The organism is Streptococcus bovismuti (genome assembly GCF_042436615.2).
Lineage (GTDB): Bacteria > Bacillota > Bacilli > Lactobacillales > Streptococcaceae > Streptococcus.
Window position 1 is genome coordinate 489,675 of the sequence record NZ_JBHMFR020000001.1, and the last position, 22,171, is coordinate 511,845.

The following is a 22,171-nucleotide window of genomic DNA, read 5'->3' on the forward strand; positions in this document are numbered from 1 at the left end:
CTTATGCCATTCCCAATTTTTCAACAAGTGCTTCAAACTCATTTAAACGACGTTCAAAGACTGCAAAGGCATCGTTGAGGTAGTCTTCCTTCTCCATATCAACTCCAGCTTTTCTCATGACATTAAGTGGATAGTCAGACTTACCTGCCTTGAGATAGTCGATATAGCGGTCACGGTCTTCTTGATTACCATGGACAATCTTTTCAGCCAAGGCTGAGGCTGCTGCAAAGCCAGTTGAATATTGGTATACATAGTAGTTATAGTAGAAGTGTGGAATGCGAGCCCACTCGTATTGGATTTCAGGATTGTCTTCCTTACTCAAACCATAATACTCTTGGTTCAAGTCTGCGTAGAGTTTATTTAGGAAATCACTTGTCAAGACTTCTCCATTTTGGTCCGCTTGGTGGATAGCGTGTTCAAACTCAGCAAATTGAGTTTGACGGAAAACTGTCCCACGGAAACCATCTAGGAAGTTATTGAGAATAGCAAAGCGCGTTGCATCATCTTCCACTTCTTCCAATAATTTCTCCGTCAAGATATTTTCATTGGTAGTTGATGCAATCTCAGCCAAGAAGATAGAATAATCTCCGTAAACATAAGGCTGCGTTTCACGAGTATAGCTTGAATGCATACTGTGACCTGTTTCATGAACAAGGGTAAAGAGATTGTCTAAATTGTCCTGCCAATTAAGTAGCATAAAGGCATTGGTATCGTAAGAACCACCAGAGTATGCCCCTGAACGCTTGCCTTGATTTTCGTAAACATCAATCCAACGCTCACTGAAGGCACGTTTAACACGGCTCAAGTAATCCTCACCCAAGACTGCCAAGGCATCTTCTGCCTTTTTCAAGGCTTCTTGGTAGGTAAAACTGTATTCAACAGATGAAAGTGGTGTGTAGACATCGTACATCTTGAGGTCTGAAATCCCCAAAATCTTTGAACGCAGCTCAAGGTAACGATACAAGAGGGGTAAATGCTTGCGAACTGCTGCTACCAAATTGTCATAAACACTCTCTGGAACAAAATTCGCAGCGAGGGCTGCATGACGAGCACTCTTATAGTTGCGAACTTTGGCACGGTAGTTTTGCACCTTAACATTGGTTTGCAAGGTTTTGGCATAGATATGTTGGAATTGTTCATAAGTCGCATAAAGTGCTTGATAGGCACCACGACGCACCTCACGATTTTTAGACTCCATCAAACGTGTGTAAGTCCCATGAGATAGCTGAACTTCTTTACCATCATCGTCAAGGACATAAGGGAATACAATATCCGCATTGTCCAAGATAGCGAAGGTTTCACTTGCCGAACCAAAGATTTCCCCAGCTCCAGCCAATAATTCTTCTTCACGTTGTGAAAGAACGTGTTCCTTGCCTTGCAAAAGCTTGTCAAAATAGTGTTGATAAACCTGCAATTTTGGTTGAGCCTCTAAAAAGTCAGCATACTGCTCTTCACTAATCTCCATAAATTCAGGCTCATAGAATGAAAATGCTTGGTCTAGCTGGCTGTAGAGTGTCATTGCCTTGGCATAGTACTCTTGGTACTTGGCTTCACGAGTATCCTGATCATTCTTCATATGAGCATAGACGTAAAGCTTCTCCATCTGGCGTTCCATTTCAAGAGAAAATTCAGTGATTTCGAGTAGGCTATCCTCACTATCCAGGAGATGGCCTTCATACTGGGCTACTGTCTCCAATTGTTCTGTTAAATCTTTTAAGGCTTCTTCCCAAGCCTGGTCAGTTGGGTAAATCGTTGATAGATCCCATGTATCTTTTTCATTTATTTCATATCTTTGTAATACCATTAGATTCCTCCATCCTTTCTATTTTACCATATTTTTTAAGAAATATTGCTGATAAAAGGCTGGTGGATAGAGCTTTTGCCAATCATTTTGAGGATTTTTTTGATAATAGATTTGAAAACACTGATAATAGTTGGTCAAATCTTGCTTAATCTGGCAAAACTCACCTACTAGTGGTCGAATTTGTGGATACCATTCTTTCAGCCCATAAGTCAGGAGATTTTCTCCCTTTTGATAGGCTTCTGCTTGTTCTTTCATCCAAAAGGGATTTTGATAGTACAGTTGTTGCCGGATATAGCGACAGATGTCCTTATCTTGAGAAACTGTAAAATGCGATATTTTTTGTTTCTTATAAGGAAGACGTAATATCTCCAGTAGACTACCTTGGCCATAGGAAAATTCCTTAATCTGATAATGGAGTTTACCACGGAGGTCTTGGTGAATGAGATATTTAAGTCTTAAAACCTGTTTTCCCTTGTCTAATTCCCAAACATAAAAGCCCATATTTTGACTGAAATAAAGAAAACCTTCTTGCAGATGAGTCAATCGCTCCCTGAGCCAAAGTTTTTCCCCCAACAACCACAGTACTTGGTAACCCTGACTACGATAGCCCTCACTACGCTCTTTAAGAACTTTTTGAGGCAAGGGACTACACTGAACCTCTAAAGCTAGATTGTCATTTACAAATAGATCTGCAATCTGTTTAAGTTCTGGAAGCGGGTATTCTAATTGAACCTCTGTCTCTGTTTTCAACCAGTGATAAAGGGATTCCTTATTTGCCAGGTGTTCTGGACTTTCATTTTCATAGGAATAATCACAGTCTTTTAAAGATTTATGGGCAAAATGGGGCCGGACACTTGGTCCTTGACGCAAACGGAGCTGACCTCCACAAGCTGGGCAAGTGTATTCTTCCTTCTCAAGCTCACCCTCTAACACATTTACCAGCTGTCCCCTAGCATTTCTCGCAACAAACATGATTTCCCTCCTTTTCTATATTATTCGCAAAAAAGAAAAAAGATCAGGATATTCTCCTAATCTCTATTCATGTTTATACTCAATGAAAATCAAAAAGCAAACTAGGAAGCTAGCCGCAAGCTGTACTTGAGTACGGTAAAGCGACGCTGACGTGGTTTGAAGAGATTTTCGAAGAGTATTATTTGATTTTTTTAGCTAGCATGGTCGCAAAGCGTAGTTGAATACGATTACCATTTTCATCACGACGGTGAAGATGACCCGGATTTTCATTGTACTTAACCAATTCCCAGTCCTTGTAATAGTCTGCCAGTTCCCCTTCCTTAAAAGTAAATGGGAAGTTCACTGAGCAAGGATAATCCTCCGTATCCATGGCACAAACGATAAGATTGTAGCCACCAACAGTGGTTTTCTCCTGCATGTTTTTGATAATTGCAGGAATGCGGTCTGCTTGCAGAAACATCAAAACCACTGTCGAGACGATGAAATCATACTCTTGACCAATGCTAGCTGAATTGATATCGTAAAGACCAACAGGCATGTCTAAATCTTCCTGCTCAACAATACTTTGCAAGATTTCAAGGGACAGTTCATTTTGATCCACAGCTGTCACATCAAAACCTTGCTGGGCTAGAAAGAGGGCGTTACGACCTTGACCACAGCCCAAATCCAAGGCTTTCCCTGGTTTTACTGTCTGCATAGCCTCTAGGACCTCTGAATGAACTGGATTGGTATTGTATTTTTTAGGGAAATAATCCTCAGGTTTACAATAAAATTCCAAATACCATTCTACATCGTCTGTTACAGCCTCTACTCGGTGCCAAGCTTGAGGTTGTGCCATGGGATTGTCGGCTCCTGCTTCAAAGAGATGTTCTGCTAGAACCTCACCATCCTCTGTCAATTCAATAAACTTGAGAGCTCCCTTCAAGACAGTAATTTTCCCCCAAGTCCCAACCTTGGTATTGTGTTTCTGCTGAACAGCCTCTGGCATGGTTTCTTTAGTCCACAAAGGCATACGTTTATAGGCAACTAGTTTTTTCATCTTCATTCCTCTTTTTATCGCTGATTAACAGCTTTCATCACGCGCGCAATATCGCGATTCTGCTCACGACGTTTGATTGACTCCCGTTTATCATAGTCATGCTTCCCTTTGGCAAGTCCTAAAAGAAGCTTGGCATAGCCATCTTTGATATAGACTTTTAGGGGAACCAGTGTCATTCCTGTCCCTTTGGTCTCTTGTTCCAACTTTTGGATTTGCTTTTTATGGAGCAGGAGTTTACGACGACGTTCTGGTTCCTGGTTCCAGATATTGCCCTCTTCATAAGGAGCGATATGAACATTGGTCAACCAAACCTCCCCATTTTTCACTTGGGCAAAGCCATCCTTGAGATTGATTCGAGCAGCTCGTACACTCTTGATTTCAGTTCCAGTCAGGACCATCCCTGCCTCTAGCGTATCTACGATTGTATAGTCGTGGCGCGCCTTTTTATTTTGTGCGACGACCTTTCCCTCGCCCTTTGCCATGCTTGGCTCCTTTCTTAGCTACTTCCTTATAAAAAGGTTTCTTCCCTTTTTTCTTCTTATCTTTTTGTGAATGCTTGCGCTTATCATTTGAGCGTCCTGATTTTCTCTTGTCTTCCTTCTTATCTGAACGACGACTTGAACCACGCCCTCTGTCACTACGACTAGATTGTTTCAAGCCCTTCTCAATCACATCAAACTCACTTGGGATGTAAGAGAAGTCAATTTCACCAGTCATCTTGTCGGCTCTTTCAACTCGGATACGAATCTGTTGCCCTACACGGAAGGTTGTTCCTGATTTTTCTCCACGCAGAGTCAAATCACGTTCGTTGAAATGATAAAATTCAGGTAGATTGGTAATGTGAATCAAACCTTCCACCGTGTTTGGCAATTCAACAAAGAGACCGAATTTGACAATACTTGATACAACAGCATCGTACTCTTGGCCTACATATTCCTCCATGTACTCAGCTTTTTTCATGGCTTCGACTTCACGCTCAGCTTCAATGGCACGACGTTCACGGTTGGAAGACTGGGTCGCAATCTCTGGAATCACTTGTTCAAAATGCTCTGCTATTTCCTTAGAACGGCCGTAATCACGAATCATACGGTGAACAAGAAGGTCTGGATAGCGACGAATCGGGCTGGTAAAGTGAGTATAATAGTCAGCAGCTAGTCCATAGTGGCCGTGATTGTGCTCCGAATAGCGAGCCTGCTGCATAGAGCGAAGAAGCATCATGGACAATACATCTGCATAAGGTTCTCCCTCAACAGTACGCATGATGTCTTGGAGGGCCTCCTGGCTAATCTCACTGGCAGTCCCATAAATGCGCAAACCAAAACTCGAAGCATAATCAATAAACTTCTGAACCTTTTCAGCCTTTGGCTCCTCGTGAATTCGATAGATAAAAGGTAGTTCCAGCTTGCTAAAATGCTCGGCAACTGTTTCATTGGCCATCAGCATAAAGGACTCAATCATGCGCTCGGCAATGCCACGCTGACGAAGAACGATATCGACAGGCTTACCTTGCTTGTCCACTAAAATCTTAGCTTCATTGGTATCAAAATTGAGGGCTCCACGTTTCACACGCATGTTTTCTAAAGTTTCATGAAGCTTAGCCATAAGTTCAATACTTGGAACAATTTTCTTATATTCTTGTCTCTTCTCCTCGTCACCTGCTAGGATATCATTGACATCGCTATAGGTCATACGGAAGCTAGTCTTGATAACCGTTTGGGTAATAGTGTAATTAACCACACGACCATGTTTATCAATCTCCATAATAGCTGACTGGGTCAGGCGGTCAACTTGAGGATTGAGAGAGCAGATACCATTTGACAGTCGTTCTGGAAGCATTGGGACCACACGGTCTGTCACATAGACAGAAGTTGCGCGGTTAAGGGCTTCCTTGTCAAGAGCAGAACCCTCGGTTACATAGTAGGAAACATCTGCGATATGAACTCCGAGTTCTAGATTGCCATTTTTCAAAGGCTTGATATGAACTGCGTCGTCCAAGTCCTTGGCATCTGCACCGTCAATGGTAAAGGTAATCTCATCTCTTAGATCCAGACGACCTTCCATATCCTTTTGAGACGGAGCATCAGGCACACTTTCTGCTTCCTTGACAACAGCCTCTGGAAACTCGGATACAATGTCCATTGATTCCAAGACCTCAAGAACATCAATTCCGACATCCGTTGAATGCCCCACCACGTCGAGGACACTAGCGACAAAGAAATCATGTTTCTTGCTTGGGTATTTGTCGATAAAAACCTTGAGAACTTCTGTTCCCTCGAGTTTAAGGGCCGGTTTCTTAACATAGATTGGTTGACTGATTTTCTGATTTTTCGAACGGATGTAGCCAGCATACTTAGGCTTTTCCTGATCTAAAACGATTTGGCCGACAACGGTTGTCAAACTGTGTTCTAAGATATCGATAATTTTTGCTTCTGCTGCTGTTCCCTTATTACGGTCAGCTACTTTCTTAATCACGACCTCAACGGTATCCCCATCAATAGCATAGTTGACATCGTTTTTTCCTACAAAAAGATCGTCCTCCTCGCCTTCCAGACTAACAAAGCCAAAGCCATTTTTATGGGCATGAAAAATCCCCTTGAGAGTAATCTCATGTTTTTTCTTGACTTCCAAAGTCAAAGTTCCATCTTCTTCAAAGCGTATCTGGTGCTTTCTTTCCATTAGGGACAAGGTTTTAATCAACTCACGAAAATCCTTGGAACCGTCTTTTTCCAAAGCCTGAGCCAAGTCATTGACAGTTACCTTTCCCTTATCTTGTAAATATTCTTTTATTCTATCTTTCATATTTTCTTTCTAGATTTTTTGTTTTCTTTTACTGTAAAACCTTCTCAAATATCTTTTAAAAATAAAAAGAGGCAAAGACCTAGTCCTGCCCATTATTTTCTTATCTACTTGATAATACCGTCAATGCTAAGGCAATGGCTAGCCAGAAAAAGACTAAAATCCCTGTCAAACGCTGCATTACAGCTTCGAAACCGCGTGCTTTACTGCGTTCAAACAAATCACCTGAGCTGGCATCAAATACATTGCTGGATTGGTTTTTGGTTGGTTGCATGAAAATCGCAATCACAATCACAACAGATAATACTAATAAAATGGTTAATAATAGGTTATACATATCAAACTCCTTAAAATCCTTATTATTTTACCATAAAATCTACTTAGATTCAAGATGTAGGGTTACTTTTCTTTCCTTGGGACAATACTTTAAAACCTCAATCTTGTCTGGATGGGTTTTTGAATTTTTACTGGTTAGGTAATTGATACTGCCACAAGAGGAGCATTTGAGATTAATTTTTACTCGCACTAGATTTCCTTTACTTTTAATAATGTTCGAAATTGAAGCAGGTTAAAGAGACAACTAAAGGCAACACAAAGGCTTGTCGCATAAAAGACTGCATGGTAGCCAAATTGACCTGCTACTGCAGAACCTGCCATAGGCCCAACGACACCTCCCAGATAAAAGAATACCTGATTGAAGGCAAAGACCCTCGAAATACCAGCTTTGGGCGTCATCTTGCTGAGAAGGGTGTTAACTCCGGGAATCAAAGCACCGGTTCCCAATCCAAAGAGGAAACGATAAAGTCCTAGTTGAAGGGGGCTAGAAGCATTAGCACAGAGGAGATAGATGATAACTGAATAAAACTGGGCTACAACCAAGAGGCGATGGTTGCCCACCTTGTCACCTAGCTTTCCCATAACTCCTGCACTCATCATACTGGAAAAGCCCATACTGGATACAATCAAACCAGATACAAAAAGAAGATTCTCTGTCTGACCTAAGTCACGCACATAAAGAGCCAGAATAGGGCCGATTGATTGGGCTGAAAATTGGATGACAAAACTGGTCAGAAAGAGGTTAACCAAGAGATAGGGATATTTAACTGATGTAAATAATTCCTTTGTTGGGATGGCTTTTTCTTTTACTACTGGTTGAAAATCTTCCTTGATAAAGCAAATAGTCAAAACAGCGGCTAAGAATAGAAAACTACCAACCAGTAAGAAAACAGTACGAATGCCAAATAATTCTGCAATAAATCCCCCGATAAAGGGACCAGTTAAAGTACCTGCGACTACACCTGTGGACAAAGTCCCAAGAGCAGAACCCGATTTCTCCTTGGGAACCTGACTGGCTATCAAGGCTGTGGCGTTAGGAACAAAACCTGCAAATACACCATTTAGCAAACGCAGAAAGATTAACCAATAAATATTTGGGACAAAAGCCAAGCCCCCCATAGTAATGGTCATGGCCATCCCAGCCCGAATCATCATGGGTTTTCGACCGTATTTGTCAGCAAGGATGCCCCAGATAGGAGAGAAAAGTGCCGCAGAAATGGCAGAGACAGAAATAGCTAAACCTGCATAAAAAGCAGCTTGATCACTCCCTACACCTAAATTTTCTACAAAGATGGGCATAAAAGGCACAACCAAGGAAATACTGGCTCCTGTCAGAAAATTACCAAACCAGGCAATGCGCAGATTATCTTTCCAATTAATCTCTGTCATCTTACTTACCTCCCTCAAGAAGGGTAAGCACCTGAGTTAGAAGCTGATCTTGATTGCCATTGTTGTCTAGAACATGGCTGGCCAAATATTTCTTTTTTTCTAAAGGCCACTGGGCTGCCAGACGAGACTCAGCTCCATCCTTGGATAACTTATCCCTTTTCATTAAGCGTTCAACTTGGGAATCTCTGTCCACGTAAATTAACCAAGTCTCATCAAACCAAGAGGCATAGTCCTGCTCAAAAAGCAGGGGAATATCCATGAAGAAAATCTCTTCTGTCTGAGCCAACTGGTCTCTCAACGTAGCTAGTTCCTCACGGATAATCTCTCCTTGGATTTGCTTAGACCATTCTCGTTCTTCAGGATTTGAAAAGATGAGACTAGCTAGGAGAGGGCGATTAAGTTCTCCGTTTTCAAGGATGATTTCTTGCCCAAAGTGCTGGACTAGAGCCTGAAACAGACGACCACCAGCTTTCTGTAGTTGATGGACGACTGCGTCGGCGTCCACTACTTGAAAACCTTGCTTTCTTAGAAAATTTGTCACAGTTGACTTACCAGAGGCAATTCCCCCAGTGATTCCAATGATTTTTCCCATCAATTCCTCCTTTGGCACTGAGGACAAAAATGGGTACCACGTCCGCCTAGTTGGATTTTTTCAATGATGGTGCCGCAGCGTGAACATTCTTGTCCAGCCTTGTCATAGACTTGATGAAAATCCTGCATAGTTCCATCTTCTCCAAAGGCATTGGTATAGGTCCGAATGGTGGAACCACCTTTGTCAACAGCCTGGCTCAAAACAGCTATAGTTTGGTCATGAATAGCTGCCACTTCCTCTGCTGTCAAATTCTGGGAAGGTCTAGCTGGATGAACCTGAGCTCGCCAAAGAACCTCATCCACATAGATATTGCCAAGTCCAGCTACCAAGGTCTGGTCTAGAAGATGGGATTTGATAGGTTTTTTGGACTTAGCTAGGGCAGTTTGAAAGACCTGCAAATCAAAGTCTTGTTCGCTTGGTTCAGGTCCTAGTTTTTTAGAAAGAAAGTAGACTTCCAAAAGGTCAGGCGCCAAGAGTTCCATAGTACCAAACTTGCGAACATCCTCATAAACAAGCGTGCCACCATCCGCAAACTGGAAGAAAATATGAGCATGCTTGCGTTCAGGCACTTGGTCTGGATAGTAAAAATACTTGCCCTCCATCCGCAAATGGGAAATCAAGATCTTGTCTGTCAGGTAGAAAAGCAAATATTTACCACGACGTCCCATTGACTCAACAATCTGACCAGGCACTTCCTTTTGAAACTCGTTCAAATCCGTCTTAATCATCTTGGGATAGCGAATTTCTACACTCGAAATCTTCTTTCCCAAAATCAATTTTTCCAAGCCACGTCGAACGGTTTCAACCTCAGGTAATTCAGGCATAAGTCCTCCTTCTGTAAAAACAAGAAGCAGGCATGAGCCCACCTCTGCTTAGTATTCTTTTTCATTATAGCCAAAGTCAGCCAAATCTAGCTTTTTATCACGCCAGTTTTTCTTGACCTTGACCCATGTTTCTAGGAAGACCTTATCTCCTAGCATCAGTTCAATATCGCGACGGGCCATGCTACCGATTTTCTTAAGCATAGCGCCACCTTTACCGATGATAATCCCTTTTTGGCTATCTCGCTCGACCATGATGGTTGCACGGATATGAACCTTGTCTGTCTCTTCATCTCGTTTCATCGAATCAACCACTACAGCAACTGAGTGAGGGATCTCTTCGCGAGTTAGGTGCAAGACTTTCTCGCGAACCATTTCTGAAACCAAGAATCGTTCTGGATGGTCTGTGATTTGATCAGATGGGAAATATTGGAAACCTTCGTCCAGATTTTCACTCAAAATATCCACTAGACGAGAGACGTTATTCCCTTGAAGAGCTGAGATTGGAACGATTTCCTTAAAGTCCATTTGATTACGAAAATCATCAATCTGAGACAAAAGCTGGTCTGGATGAACCTTATCGATCTTGTTCACCACCAGAATAACAGGAACCTTAGCAGCCTTGAGACGCTCGATAATCATATCGTCCCCCTTACCACGCGCTTCATCAGCAGGCACCATGAAAAGAACGGTATCCACTTCACGAAGGGTGCTATAGGCAGATTCGACCATGAAATCTCCGAGAGCTGTTTTAGGTTTGTGAATCCCTGGTGTGTCGATAAAGACAATTTGCTCCTTATCAGTTGTGTAAATTCCCATAATTTTGTTGCGCGTTGTCTGCGCCTTGTCACTCATAATGGCAATCTTTTGCCCCATGACATGATTTAAAAAAGTTGACTTCCCAACGTTGGGACGTCCTAAAATGGCTACAAAGCCTGATTTAAAAGTCATAATTTCCTCTTGCTATTTAAAATAATAAATCCCAGATTCGTGGGAGAAAAATCAATGCGCCTGTTAAGGCTGCGAAAAGAGAGACCACTAATACCGCGCCAGCCGCCATATCCTTGGCATTTTTAGCCAGCATAGAAAAGTGATAGTGACTGGCCAAATCCACCACATTCTCGATAGCAGAATTGATAATTTCAAAGGCTACTACCAAAAAAATGCTCAATAGGAGAAAGAGCCATTCGATTCGTGACACCTGAAAAACAAAACCTGCGAGGATGACCACGAGAGCCGTCACCGCATGTTTTCGCATATTGCGTTCTTCCTTTATGGCAGTAAAAATTCCTGTAAGAGCAAATTCTAAACTGGATATCAGGTCACGATTTTTCCATTTTCGTTTATTGTCTTGTGAGTCCATAGGCTGTCAAAATTTCTTCTTGTAAACCGAACATCTCCGCTTCTTCTTCCGGAGTGTAGTGATCATAGCCGTTAATATGTAAAAAGCCGTGTACTGCCAAGAAGCCCATCTCACGCTCAAAGCTGTGGCCATATTCCTCAGCCTGCTCATGAGCCTTATCAATAGAGATGAACAATTCCCCAATATAGGCATCAAACTCAGACATCATCTCTGCTAATTCTGGATTTTCAAGCAAATCTTCTTCGTCAAAGGCAATTTCCAACTCTGGTTTATATTCAAGGCTGATGACATCTGTCGGACGGTCGGTGTCACGGTACTCCAGATTGAGTTCATGACTACGCTCATTGGTCACAAAGGTAACTGCCATCTCCTTGTCTTCTTTTCCTAATTTTTGGGCTGCAAATTCCAAAATCTCTTGGGTTTGTTGCAACATTTCTTTTGAAACTTGACCAGTTTCATCTACCATTTCAATATACATGTGCTTCTCGTTTCTCTTTACTTGGCTTTATTATACCACATTTCCATGATTTTATTCTACCTTTTTGATATAATACTATGGAATACAATCACAAGGAGAGAACGATGTCATTTGACGGATTTTTTTTACACCACATGGTTGAGGAATTGCGAAGAGCGTTAGTGAACGGTCGCATCCAGAAGATCAATCAGCCTTTTGAACAAGAGTTGGTCTTGCAAATCCGTAGCAATCGCCAAAGTCATCGCCTGCTCCTTTCTGCCCATCCAGTTTTTGGACGCATTCAGCTGACCCAAACGACTTTTGAAAATCCAGCCCAACCTTCCACCTTTATCATGGTTTTGAGAAAATATTTGCAGGGTGCCCTGATTGAGTCGATTGAGCAAGTGGAAAATGACCGTATTGTGGAAATGACAGTTTCCAATAAAAACGAGATTGGAGACCATATTCAGGCTACCTTGATTATCGAAATCATGGGGAAACACAGTAATATTCTACTGGTTGATAAGAGCAGTCATAAAATTCTCGAAGTCATTAAACACGTCGGCTTTTCACAAAATAGCTACCGTACCTTGCTTCCTGGATCGACCTATATCGCTCCGCCAAGTACGGAATCTCTCAATCCTTTTACTATCAAGGATGAAAAGCTCTTTGAAATCCTACAAACACAGGAAACGACAGCTAAAAACCTTCAAAGCCTCTTTCAAGGTCTGGGACGTGATACGGCAAATGAATTGGAAAACATTCTGGTTAGTGATAAACTATCTACTTTCCGTAACTTTTTCAATCAAGAAACCAAGCCATGCTTGACTGAGACTTCCTTCAGTCCAATTCCTTTTGCAAATCAGGTGGGAGAGCCTTTTGCCAGTCTTTCTGATTTGCTGGACACCTACTATAAGGACAAGGCTGAGCGTGACCGTGTCAAACAACAAGCCAGTGAACTGATTCGTCGTGTTGAAAATGAACTTCAGAAAAACCGCCACAAACTCAAAAAACAGGAAAAAGAGTTACTGGCGACAGATAATGCTGAAGAATTTCGCCAAAAAGGAGAATTACTGACAACCTTCCTCTACCAAGTGCCTAACGACCAAGACCAGGTTATCCTAGACAACTACTACACCAACCAACCTATCACAATAGCTCTTGATAAGGCCTTGACTCCCAACCAGAATGCCCAACGCTATTTCAAACGTTACCAAAAACTCAAAGAAGCTGTCAAATACTTGACTGATCTGATTGAGGAAACCAAGGCAACCATTCTCTATCTGGAAAGTGTGGAAACTGTTCTCAACCAAGCTGGGTTGGAAGAAATCGCTGAAATCCGTGAAGAATTAATCCAAACTGGCTTTATCCGCAGAAGACAGCGGGAGAAAATCCAGAAACGCAAAAAACCAGAACAATATCTAGCAAGCGATGGCAAAACCATCATCTATGTCGGCCGCAACAACCTACAAAACGAGGAGCTAACCTTTAAAATTGCCCGCAAGGAGGAACTTTGGTTCCATGCCAAGGATATTCCTGGAAGCCATGTTGTCATCTCAGGCAATCTTGACCCATCTGATGAAGTCAAAACAGACGCGGCAGAACTGGCCGCCTACTTCTCTCAAGGTCGCCTGTCAAATCTGGTGCAGGTAGATATGATTGAAGTCAAGAAACTCAACAAACCAACTGGCGGAAAACCAGGCTTTGTCACTTACACAGGACAAAAGACCCTCCGTGTCACACCAGATCCAGAAAAAATCGCATCCATGAAAAAATCCTGATTTTACTTGAAATCAGGATTTTTAACTTATACTCAAATAATATTCATACTCAATGAAAATCAAAGAGCAAACTAGGAAGCTAGCCGCAGGCTGCTCAAAGCACTGCTTTTAGGTTGTAGATAAGACTGACAAAGTCAGCTCAAAACACTGTTTTGAGGTTGCAGATAGAACTGACAAAGTCAGTAACCATATATAATCCAAGGCAACTCTGACGTGGTTTAAAGAGATTTTCGAAGAAGAGTATCAATTATAGGATCAATCTTTGCCACCTAGCTTCTCGTTGATTTTCATCATCACACTAGCAATTTTTTCGCCCCAATAAGGGTCTGATGCATATTGCACATTCATACCTGACGCCTTGTTGCCAAGGAAAGTTCTGCCCCTATCGATATAATTTTCCTTAATCCACTTGGTTGCACCTAAAATTCCCTTATCCACATCATCAAATGTTTTAGCAGAAAGGTAAGGTGTCGTATCATAGGCTGTAATGCCAAAGAAATTGTTCTTATCTTTGGCAATCTTGCTACGTCCCCAGTCGCTTTCTAAGGCGCTATGAGCAAGGAGGTAGAGGGCATTGATATGGTAATGTTCTTCGGCTTCCTTAAAGGTAGCTCCCTTATTTTCCAAGAGGCTGTTATCAATATTTAACAAACTAAATACCTTATCCAAATCCTCAGCACTGTAATTTGTAGCCTCTGTCAAATCTTTGAAAAGGAAGGGATTTTCAAGGTTAAAATCATCAAAATGCAGTCCATCTGCCGAATAATATTTCTTACCTACTTCCATATCAGAAAGATGAGAAGCTACTGGAATGCTAGCATTCTGAGCTACATAGTGATAAAAACGGTGTCCATCACTCTCATAATAAGGGATAAAATCCTTACTAGTATCTAGCGCTTGTAAATCTTCTGTTTTCATGTAGCCTGACAAACCAGAAATAATAATAGCTAGGCGCTTGTCATCACTTTTTCTATCCTTATCTAGCCAGACAACACTACCTTGCGATATATAGGAGAGTTTTTCACCATCTGCATTATAGACATTTGCTGTGACAGGCACTACTTGATAATAAGCAGCATTTTCGTTTGTTGCTTTTTCTACAAGCCACTTTCCATCGCTTCCTAGCTGATGACCATCAATAATCTCGTTTTTTGCCATGTAACCGCCAGATTTGAAGTAATACCAGGCTTGACTTTTAGCATCGTATACCCATTCTTTCTCAGCCATTTTGCCATCAGATTTTAGATAAAACCATGACTCCTTATCCAAAATCCATTCATTGGCTGCCATATAGCCACCAGATTTTAGATAATAATAATAATGGCCATTTTCGAAAATCCATTCTTTATCAGCATGATTTCCATTTTCTTTGATATAAAACCAAGATTGGTATTGTTTGTCAAAAAGCCAACCTTGCTGTACTTTTGCCCCACTAGCATTCACATAAGCCTGCTCAATCCACTGACTAGTCAGCAAATAACCACCAGATTTGAAATAATAGTCTTTCCCTTTGATTTGGAGCCATTCTTTCTCTGCGTGTTGTCCATCTGCTTTGATATAAAACCAAGCGTCGTATTGAGAATCATAGACCCATTCTTCTATTACCTTGGCACCTGATGCACCGACATAGGAAGCTCCTAGCCAAGCGTTTCTTTTCATCTTTCCATTTTGGTCAAGATAATAGAAGGCTCCCTTATCTTCTACCCATTCTGATTTGGCCATATAACCCCCAGATTTGAGGTAAAAATAGTCGTCACCTTGTTTCAGCCATTCATTTTCAGCATAGTTGGTATCTTCTTTTATATAAAACCAAGATTGATAGTGAGCATCAAAAATCCACTCATTCGCTGCTGGACTACCATCAGCTTTTAGGTATTGTTTTCCTTGCCAAGTACCATCGCTGGCCAGTGCTCCTTCTGGTCTGGCTAAGAAAAATAGCAAAGCTAAAAAAACAAATCTCAATTTCTTCATAAACTTTCTTCCTCTGTTCTTTCCATTTTATTGTATCAAAATTCTCTATAATCAATATTACAAACTGATGAAAAATCAAGAACAGATTGATTGCAGTTTATCTCAGAGACTCTTTTACTTCCTTGCGGAGATTTTCCAGACTACTAATGCCGTACTTGTCCATAACCTTTGGTAGATTTTCGATGATATCAGGACAGGCATATGGATTGGTAAAGTTGGCTGTTCCAACTCCGATAGCAGAGGCTCCAGCCAGATACATTTCTAGGGCAGCTTCTGCCGAATCCACTCCTCCCATTCCAATGATAGGTAGGTCTGTTGTTTGGGCTACTTGACGGATGAGTTTGAGGGCTACTGGAAAGACTGCTGGACCAGACATTCCACCTGTTCCATTTGCCAAGATTGGTTTTCTAGTTTTGAGGTCAAAGCGCATACCAACTAGAGTATTGATCATGGTCAAGCCACTTGCTCCCGCATCTTCTGCAGCTTTTGCGACTGTGACGATATCCGTCACACTAGGAGTTAGTTTGACATAAACTGGCACATCAGAGGCTTCCACAGCTGCTTTCACCACATCATAAGCTAAATCTGGGTCTTGACCAATCAAAAGTCCATGATTACAGTGGTCAACATTGGGGCAAGAAATATTGAGCTCGATTGCTTTCACATTAGCTGCCTTGGAAATCCCATGAGAAACAGCTGCATATTCTTGTTTTGAAAAACCAGCTACATTGGCGATAATAGGAAGATTTGGATATTCTCTTTCCAGCCAAGGTAGCTTTTCAGCCAAAACAACTTCCAAACCAGGATTTTGTAAGCCAATTGCATTGAGCATGCCAGCAGGTGTTTCTGCCACCCTTGGAGTTGGATTTCCAAAACGGGCTTCAAGAGTTGTCGCCTTGATCATAATAGAACCTAAAAGGTCTAAATCATAGTACTTGGCATACTCCTGGCCAAAACCAAAACAGCCTGATGCTGGAATGATTGGATTTTTCAAATCCAAACCAGGTAGAGAAACTTGTAAACGATTTGTAGTCATGATTTTCTCCTTATAATACAACTGTTCCTGTGCGGAAAACAGGACCATCTTCACAGACGCGTTGGCTGACCGTCTCGCTTTCTGGCACTTTTAGGACACAGGCATAGCAAGCCCCCATCCCACAAGCCATACGAGATTCCAGAGATAGATAGGCTCTTGGGTGGTCATAAAAGTTTTGATTGATATACTTCATCATGCCAGGCGCCCCACATGAATAAACAGCATCAAACTGACTGTCTAAGTCATTGATGACAACAGACACATTTCCTTTAATGCCATATGAACCATCATCTGTCGTTACAAAAACCTGACCATATTGGGCCAATTCCTTTTCAAGGATAACAGCATCCTTGTTAGCAAAACCAAGGACTGTCACTACTTTCACACCACGCGCATGTAATTCTTTGGCCACCTCAAGCAAAGGAGGTACACCAATCCCACCTCCAACTAAGAGAACCTGGCTCTGCTCATCTAGGTCAGACAAGTCAAAACCATTTCCCTGAGGACCCATCACATCAAGAGTATCTCCCTGACTTAAGGTTGAAAAAATAGCTGTCCCAGTTCCCTCAATCCGATAAATAAGATGACACTGCTTATTTGCCTTATCAATAGACGAAATTGAAATAGGGCGACGCAAAAGATGGGCATCATCAGGCACACGAAGATGAAGAAATTGGCCTGCTCGCATAGCCTCAACCATTTCCCCTTCTAGGACTAATTCAAAGATTGCTGGTGCAATTTCCTCTTGTGCAACCACCTTCATAGTTTCCAATCGAATCGCACCCAAACGTTTCTTACATGTGGGATTCATGATTTTTCCTCCTTAAATTTTAAGGGGACCAGACAAAGAAAAGACCTTGCTAGTGCAAGGCCTCAGTTAAAATCGTACAACACAAGAGAGCACACTCAAAAAGTCTCCTCTAGAAAATTGCACTATTCTTTTATCTGACACCTTGTGAGTCTCTCTGGACTCCCCTTAAAGGTTAAATTTTTATTAGTATACTCTTTCAACCAAAAAAAGTCAAGTAGAAAACGAACATTCTACTTGACTTCACGAGATTATTTTTCACGAATGACTTCGACCTTGTAGCCATCAGGGTCTTTGACAAAGTAATAGTTAGGTGCAGTTCCTGGTAAACCATTTGGCTCAGTAACTTCATATCCTTTGGCACTATGCTCTTGATGAAGCGCCTCAAGATCAGGTGTACTTAGGGCGATATGGGCAAATCCATCTCCAACCACATAAGGACCATGATCGTAGTTATAAGTCAACTCCAACTCATAGTCGTCACCCTCAAGACCTAGATAGACAATCGTGAAGGCATGGTCTGGAAAATCTCTGCGACGCAATTCTTTAAAACCAAAAGCATCTTGATAAAATGAGATTGATTTTTCAAGATTTTCTACTCGCAAGCAAGTGTGTAGCATTTTTGAAGCCATATTTTTCTCCTTTACTTTTAAAAAGACTGGGACAATCCTGTTCCAGTCTTATCAGTTATTATTTACCAAGTTTTGCTTTCGCTGCATCTGCAAGAGCTGTGAAAGCTGCTGCATCATTAACAGCCAAGTCAGCAAGCATTTTACGGTTAACTTCGATCTCAGCCAATTTCAAACCATGCATCAATTGTGAGTATGAAAGTCCGTTCATACGAGCTGCCGCGTTGATACGAGTGATCCACAATTTGCGGAAGTCACGTTTTTTCTGACGACGGTCACGGTATGCATAGTAGTAAGAGTTCATTACTTGTTCTTTTGCAGTACGGAACAAGATGTGTTTAGCTCCATAGTAACCTTTTGCTAATTTAAGAATACGTTTACGACGTTTGCGTGATACAACGCCACCTTTAACACGTGCCATGTTTTATTTCCTCCAAATATTTCCTAGAATTGTTTACTTACAGTCAAGCTATTATTTCAAGCGAGTAAGCATTGCTTTGATACGTTTGTAATCTCCTGAATGCACCATAGATGCTTTACGAAGATGACGACGTTGTTTCTTAGTTTTTCCGTGGAAACGGTGAGAAGTGTAAGCACGGAAACGTTTAAGTCCACCAGAACCTGTACGTTTGAAACGTTTAGCTGATGCGCGGTGTGTTTTTTGTTTTGGCATGATTTTTTCTCCTTTATTTAACTTTCTGACAATTATTTTTTGTCAGTCGCTGGCGCCAATTGCATGAACATTTGACGTCCATCCATTTTAGCACGTTGTTCGATGATTGCAATATCTTGAGTTGCTTCAGCAAACTCGGCTAAAACTTTTGCACCAATCTCTTTATGGGTAATCATACGACCCTTAAAGCGAATAGATACCTTAACTTTATTTCCTTTTTCAAGGAATTTGCGTGCATTGCGAAGTTTTGTATCAAAGTCACCCTTGTCAATAGTTGGACTTAGACGAACTTCTTTCACAGTAACAACACTTTGTTTTTTACGTTGTTCTTTTTGCTTCTTCTGGTACTCAAATTTGAACTTACCGTAGTCCATAATTTTTGCAACAGGCGGTTTGGCTTGGGGTTGAATCAATACTAGGTCAACATTAGCGTTATCAGCCAAAGCTTGCGCTTCACTGAGTGGCTTGATGCCTAGCTGTTCTCCTTCAAGACCAATCAAGCGAACTTCACGTACACGAATCTCATCATTGATGAATAAGTCTTGCTTTGCTATGGTTTTCACCTCTTTTGTTTTATTAGAGAAAAACAATAGCGGACTCGTAAATATACAAGCCCGCACGTTATGATAGCGTTTCTTAGAAACTTTTCATCCGTAGGGCCAGGCAACTTAATGTCACAAGGCGAGAAGCTCTCACTTCTGCTTTTCTCAACTTTTATATGATACCAAGTTTTCTAGCCCTTGTCAAGATAAAAAGTTATTTTTTTGAAAAGTTTCTGCTCATTAACCAACCGTTTCGATTTTCCAACTATTCCACCCCTTAAAGCGTATAGCTCCTTGCTCGTCAATTCGATACACTTTGCTATTGATACCTTCCAGTCGGGTCAAGGTTTCCTGATGGGGGAGTTTCGTTCGATTATTCTTTCCAACTGAGATGAGAGTGATTTCTGGTCTGAGTTTTTCTAAAAAGGATGAACTTGATGACTTTTTAGAGCCATGTTGGCCAGCTTTCAAGACATCAACCTCTAAGTCAGGATATTGCTTCAGAAGATCCTTCTCTCCTTTCTCCTCCAAATTTCCTGTGAAGAGAAAGTACTTATCCAAAAGTTTCCCATACAGAACCAGGGAATCTTCATGTTCTCCATCTCCAATTTTCCTTGGAGATAGGACTTCTAATTGCCTTCCGAAAATTGCCAAGTGTTCCCCCACTGACACACTACGCACCTTAGTTCGAGTCGCCTGTAGTTCCGCTACAAATTCCTTCTGTTTCAGACTGCCTTTTGATACTAAAATCTCCCCTACATGGAATACCTTAGTCACCTCCAATAAATCTCCAACATGCTCCTTGTCTGTGTTAGTCAAAATTAGCTGGTCAATCTTGGCTACTCCTCGACTTTTAAGATAGGGGATCAAGGTTCTCTGGGCATTGCTGGTCGTCACCTTTTCTTGCCATTTTTCGATTTTCTTATCAGATTCTGCCTTGCCACCAACATCTATGAGAATGGTTTTCCCAGTTACATCCCGTAGGAAAATGCTTTCGCCTTGCCCCACATCCAGCATGGTAATTTCATTTTCAAGTGGATGCTTGGTAAAGAAAAAGAGACCTGTAACCAATAAGCTCAATACTATTAGCCTTTTAATGTTTTTCCTCAAATCATAGACTAAAGCCAGTGAAATTAACAATAGGATTAAAAGCCATGCATTGGGTTGTCCAAAGACAAGTGGTCTACTTGCCACCTGTGATACCAAGCGAATAATGCCCTCCAACCATTCAAAAATAAAATTCAGCTGAATGACTGGATAGAGAAAGGAAAGGGCAAATAAGATAGACAAGAGCGGTAAGAAGATCAAATCAAATAGAAAGGAAAAGACAAAGGTCAAAAGGATGGACCAAGGTTGAAATTCCGCAAAATAGAAGGACAGAATGGGCAATATGCCCAAGGAGATGACTAGACTTTCTCTAGCAACAGTCTTGAGCCCCTCCCCTTCTTTGCTGGTCATGGTCAAGATAAAAGCATAAGCACAGGACAAAACTCCTCCTGCTGTCAAGAAAAAGTTTGGCATGACAATAAAGAGGACAAGCACCGTCAAGGCAAAATTATCCAAGCTCTTAACACCATGTTGGGCCAGTAATTTTTGCAAAAGACTGCGAATGACCGAGGCTGAAAATCCTGTCAGGCCTGCATAGATAAGGGAAAAAGGATAGGTCAGCCATTTCAACTTTTCTTGGGTCAAGCCCAATCGCAAGAGTAGTTTCTTAAAGCCATCCATGAAAAATCCTACCTGCATGCCCGACAAGGCAAAGAGGTGGATAATTCCTAGACTAGAATAAAGCTCATTCATCTCCTCAAAGTCTGTATCCAGATGTCCTAATAGAAGTCCCGTCATGTAATTGCGCATAGGATCTGGAAAATGCGCCTTAATCCAAACTACAGCCTTTCGACGTAAACTGGACAGGTTTTCACCTATATCCCAACTGCCAACCTTTTGAAGTGACTGGATTTTTTTGATATTGAGAGTCTGGTAAATTCCCTGAGTCTTCAGATAGGCTTGATAGTTAAATCCACCAAAATTCCTCTGCCCCTCTGGCTCCGAAAGTTTTCCTTCTAGTTCTATCTCATGAAGGTCTGTTAAGGCTTGAAATTGCTCTTTTTCATTCTCGGACTGGAGTTTATAATAGACTTGAAAAATGCGTCCATCAGACTTGCCACGAAAGGATAGACTATCACCATTAACTTTGATGGTATCTGGTAAAATCCGTACCCTTTCAACAGAATCCGCCAAATTTTGACTAGCTTGACTCTGTTGCCAATTTTGAAACAGGAACCAGAATCCAAAGACTCCACAAAGCACTAGAACTTTACCTGCTAATTTCCAAGGAAATTGGATAAAGAAACAGATTAGCAGAAAAACGAAGCCCAATAAAGCAAGATAGGATGCTGAGAAAATAGCGTAATAAAGCCAAAGCAATAGAAAACTCAGATAGATTAGGGGAAGGGGGATGTTCTTAATCCACTGTAACATAGTCTTTTAACTTTTCTATGGTCTTAGCACCAATGCCAGAGACCTTCTTGAGCTCGTCTACTGACTTGAACTTGCCATTTGCTTCGCGATGGTCGATAATATCCTGGGCTCGTTTTCCTCCCAACCCCTTGACCTGCTTGAGCTCTTCCAGACTGGCCTTGTTGAGATTGACCTTCTTTTCCTTGCTTGTTGAAGAAGTCGCTCCAGAACCTGACTGTTGACTAGCTTCTTCTCCCTTAGTTGGAACGTAAACCAGGGTCTCATCACTAACTTTCTGAGCTAGATTGAGCGACTTGCTATCTGCTTGCTCTGTCAAGCCACCAGCCTTCTGAACGGCATCATTGACCCGACTACCAACTGGCAAGTCATAAATACCCGGCGATTTAACAGCTCCTTTTACATCTACTGTGATTAGATTTTGTTCAAGAGATTCCTCATTTTCTTCCTTCCTCACTTCCTTTTCGGATACCGAATCCTTGGAAACAGCTGCAACTTCTGCATGCAAATTCGTTTCCTTGACAGGTGTTTGTTGAGCTGGCTTTAGCAGGAAAAATCCGCCAACAACCAAGCCTAGACTAGTACAGATGACTATGATTTTATACTCTTTTATTTTCTCGATAATTGCTTCCATATTTTCTCCTCTCTTAGATTATTCGTAAGAGAAAGAAAAAACAGTCGAAA

The 22,171-nt window shown here is 41.5% G+C and carries 23 protein-coding genes and 1 other annotated feature; of the genes, 1 reads left to right on the forward strand and 22 read right to left on the reverse strand.

Annotated elements, in window-relative coordinates; translation table 11 throughout:
* Position 1 precedes the first annotated feature (1 nt).
* The 13 genes from pepF to ybeY form a co-directional block, all read right to left on the reverse strand.
* Positions 2 to 1,804 (reverse strand): oligoendopeptidase F, encoded by a 1,803-nt coding sequence (pepF, locus tag ACERDH_RS02360; RefSeq protein WP_386682954.1) that lies wholly within the window; start codon positions 1,802 to 1,804, stop codon positions 2 to 4.
* 18 nt (positions 1,805 to 1,822) lie between these two features.
* Positions 1,823 to 2,776 carry a competence protein CoiA gene (locus tag ACERDH_RS02365; RefSeq protein ID WP_386682951.1) on the reverse strand — a complete coding sequence of 318 codons (954 nt, stop codon included), beginning with the start codon at positions 2,774 to 2,776 and terminating at the stop codon, positions 1,823 to 1,825.
* 178 nt (positions 2,777 to 2,954) lie between these two features.
* Positions 2,955 to 3,815, reverse strand: a complete 861-nt coding sequence (tehB, locus tag ACERDH_RS02370; RefSeq protein ID WP_386682948.1) for an SAM-dependent methyltransferase TehB — start codon at positions 3,813 to 3,815, stop codon at positions 2,955 to 2,957.
* Between the two features lie 14 nt (positions 3,816 to 3,829).
* Complete coding sequence (smpB, locus tag ACERDH_RS02375; protein ID WP_386682945.1) at positions 3,830 to 4,297, reverse strand: SsrA-binding protein SmpB; 468 nt, start codon at positions 4,295 to 4,297, stop codon at positions 3,830 to 3,832.
* Positions 4,260 to 6,614: a ribonuclease R gene (gene rnr, locus ACERDH_RS02380; RefSeq protein ID WP_386682942.1), complete on the reverse strand. Its 2,355-nt coding sequence runs from the start codon at positions 6,612 to 6,614 to the stop codon at positions 4,260 to 4,262. Before rnr ends, smpB begins: the two co-directional genes overlap by 38 nt.
* Positions 6,615 to 6,714: 100 nt before the next feature.
* Entirely contained in the window at positions 6,715 to 6,948 is a 234-nt protein-coding gene (gene secG, locus ACERDH_RS02385) for a preprotein translocase subunit SecG (RefSeq protein ID WP_000282517.1), read from the reverse strand.
* 39 nt (positions 6,949 to 6,987) lie between these two features.
* A complete protein-coding gene (gene rpmG / locus ACERDH_RS02390; protein ID WP_001809104.1) occupies positions 6,988 to 7,137 on the reverse strand; it encodes a 50S ribosomal protein L33 in 150 nt (49 codons plus the stop codon).
* On the reverse strand, positions 7,137 to 8,336 hold the full coding sequence (gene pmrA / locus ACERDH_RS02395) for a multidrug efflux MFS transporter PmrA (protein ID WP_386682909.1): 1,200 nt from the start codon (positions 8,334 to 8,336) through the stop codon (positions 7,137 to 7,139). The genes rpmG and pmrA overlap by 1 nt, the downstream gene beginning before the upstream one ends.
* A 1-nt stretch (position 8,337) precedes the next feature.
* The gene (gene coaE, locus ACERDH_RS02400; protein WP_261265874.1) at positions 8,338 to 8,928 is read right to left on the reverse strand and encodes a dephospho-CoA kinase; all 591 of its coding nucleotides are present in this window, start codon (positions 8,926 to 8,928) and stop codon (positions 8,338 to 8,340) included.
* Complete coding sequence (gene mutM / locus ACERDH_RS02405) at positions 8,928 to 9,752, reverse strand: DNA-formamidopyrimidine glycosylase (protein WP_386682905.1); 825 nt, start codon at positions 9,750 to 9,752, stop codon at positions 8,928 to 8,930. The genes coaE and mutM overlap by 1 nt, the downstream gene beginning before the upstream one ends.
* A gap of 48 nt (positions 9,753 to 9,800) precedes the next feature.
* The gene (gene era / locus ACERDH_RS02410) at positions 9,801 to 10,700 is read right to left on the reverse strand and encodes a GTPase Era (RefSeq protein WP_000143264.1); all 900 of its coding nucleotides are present in this window, start codon (positions 10,698 to 10,700) and stop codon (positions 9,801 to 9,803) included.
* 16 nt (positions 10,701 to 10,716) lie between these two features.
* Positions 10,717 to 11,112 (reverse strand): diacylglycerol kinase family protein, encoded by a 396-nt coding sequence (locus tag ACERDH_RS02415; RefSeq protein ID WP_000378166.1) that lies wholly within the window; start codon positions 11,110 to 11,112, stop codon positions 10,717 to 10,719.
* Positions 11,093 to 11,590, reverse strand: a complete 498-nt coding sequence (gene ybeY, locus ACERDH_RS02420) for an rRNA maturation RNase YbeY (protein WP_000275156.1) — start codon at positions 11,588 to 11,590, stop codon at positions 11,093 to 11,095. Before ybeY ends, ACERDH_RS02415 begins: the two co-directional genes overlap by 20 nt.
* Before the next feature lie 104 nt (positions 11,591 to 11,694).
* Between ybeY and pavA the strand changes: the two genes are divergently transcribed.
* Positions 11,695 to 13,350: an Rqc2 family fibronectin-binding protein PavA gene (gene pavA, locus ACERDH_RS02425; protein WP_386682872.1), complete on the forward strand. Its 1,656-nt coding sequence runs from the start codon at positions 11,695 to 11,697 to the stop codon at positions 13,348 to 13,350.
* Between the two features lie 255 nt (positions 13,351 to 13,605).
* Here pavA and ACERDH_RS02430 read toward each other — a convergent pair whose 3' ends face one another.
* The 9 genes from ACERDH_RS02430 to ACERDH_RS02470 all read right to left on the reverse strand — a co-directional run bounded on the left by ACERDH_RS02430 (position 13,606) and on the right by ACERDH_RS02470 (position 22,121).
* Positions 13,606 to 15,321 (reverse strand): glucosaminidase domain-containing protein, encoded by a 1,716-nt coding sequence (locus ACERDH_RS02430; protein ID WP_386682869.1) that lies wholly within the window; start codon positions 15,319 to 15,321, stop codon positions 13,606 to 13,608.
* A gap of 97 nt (positions 15,322 to 15,418) precedes the next feature.
* Positions 15,419 to 16,405, reverse strand: a complete 987-nt coding sequence (locus ACERDH_RS02435; protein ID WP_386682866.1) for a dihydroorotate dehydrogenase — start codon at positions 16,403 to 16,405, stop codon at positions 15,419 to 15,421.
* Positions 16,368 to 17,168, reverse strand: coding sequence for a dihydroorotate dehydrogenase electron transfer subunit (locus ACERDH_RS02440; protein WP_060628467.1), 801 nt, complete (start codon positions 17,166 to 17,168; stop codon positions 16,368 to 16,370). Before ACERDH_RS02440 ends, ACERDH_RS02435 begins: the two co-directional genes overlap by 38 nt.
* Before the next feature lie 248 nt (positions 17,169 to 17,416).
* Positions 17,417 to 17,797, reverse strand: coding sequence for a lactoylglutathione lyase (gene gloA / locus ACERDH_RS02445; RefSeq protein WP_261043316.1), 381 nt, complete (start codon positions 17,795 to 17,797; stop codon positions 17,417 to 17,419).
* A gap of 58 nt (positions 17,798 to 17,855) precedes the next feature.
* A complete protein-coding gene (gene rplT, locus ACERDH_RS02450) occupies positions 17,856 to 18,215 on the reverse strand; it encodes a 50S ribosomal protein L20 (RefSeq protein ID WP_000124834.1) in 360 nt (119 codons plus the stop codon).
* A gap of 51 nt (positions 18,216 to 18,266) precedes the next feature.
* Positions 18,267 to 18,467: a 50S ribosomal protein L35 gene (gene rpmI, locus ACERDH_RS02455; protein WP_001125943.1), complete on the reverse strand. Its 201-nt coding sequence runs from the start codon at positions 18,465 to 18,467 to the stop codon at positions 18,267 to 18,269.
* Between the two features lie 32 nt (positions 18,468 to 18,499).
* Complete coding sequence (gene infC / locus ACERDH_RS02460) at positions 18,500 to 19,030, reverse strand: translation initiation factor IF-3 (protein WP_000848180.1); 531 nt, start codon at positions 19,028 to 19,030, stop codon at positions 18,500 to 18,502.
* Positions 19,031 to 19,045: 15 nt separating this feature from the next.
* Positions 19,046 to 19,177, reverse strand: a sequence feature (ribosomal protein L20 leader region).
* A 72-nt stretch (positions 19,178 to 19,249) separates the two neighbouring features.
* Entirely contained in the window at positions 19,250 to 21,490 is a 2,241-nt protein-coding gene (locus tag ACERDH_RS02465) for a DNA internalization-related competence protein ComEC/Rec2 (RefSeq protein ID WP_386682737.1), read from the reverse strand.
* Complete coding sequence (locus tag ACERDH_RS02470; protein ID WP_386682735.1) at positions 21,474 to 22,121, reverse strand: helix-hairpin-helix domain-containing protein; 648 nt, start codon at positions 22,119 to 22,121, stop codon at positions 21,474 to 21,476. The genes ACERDH_RS02465 and ACERDH_RS02470 overlap by 17 nt, the downstream gene beginning before the upstream one ends.
* Positions 22,122 to 22,171 lie beyond the last annotated feature (50 nt).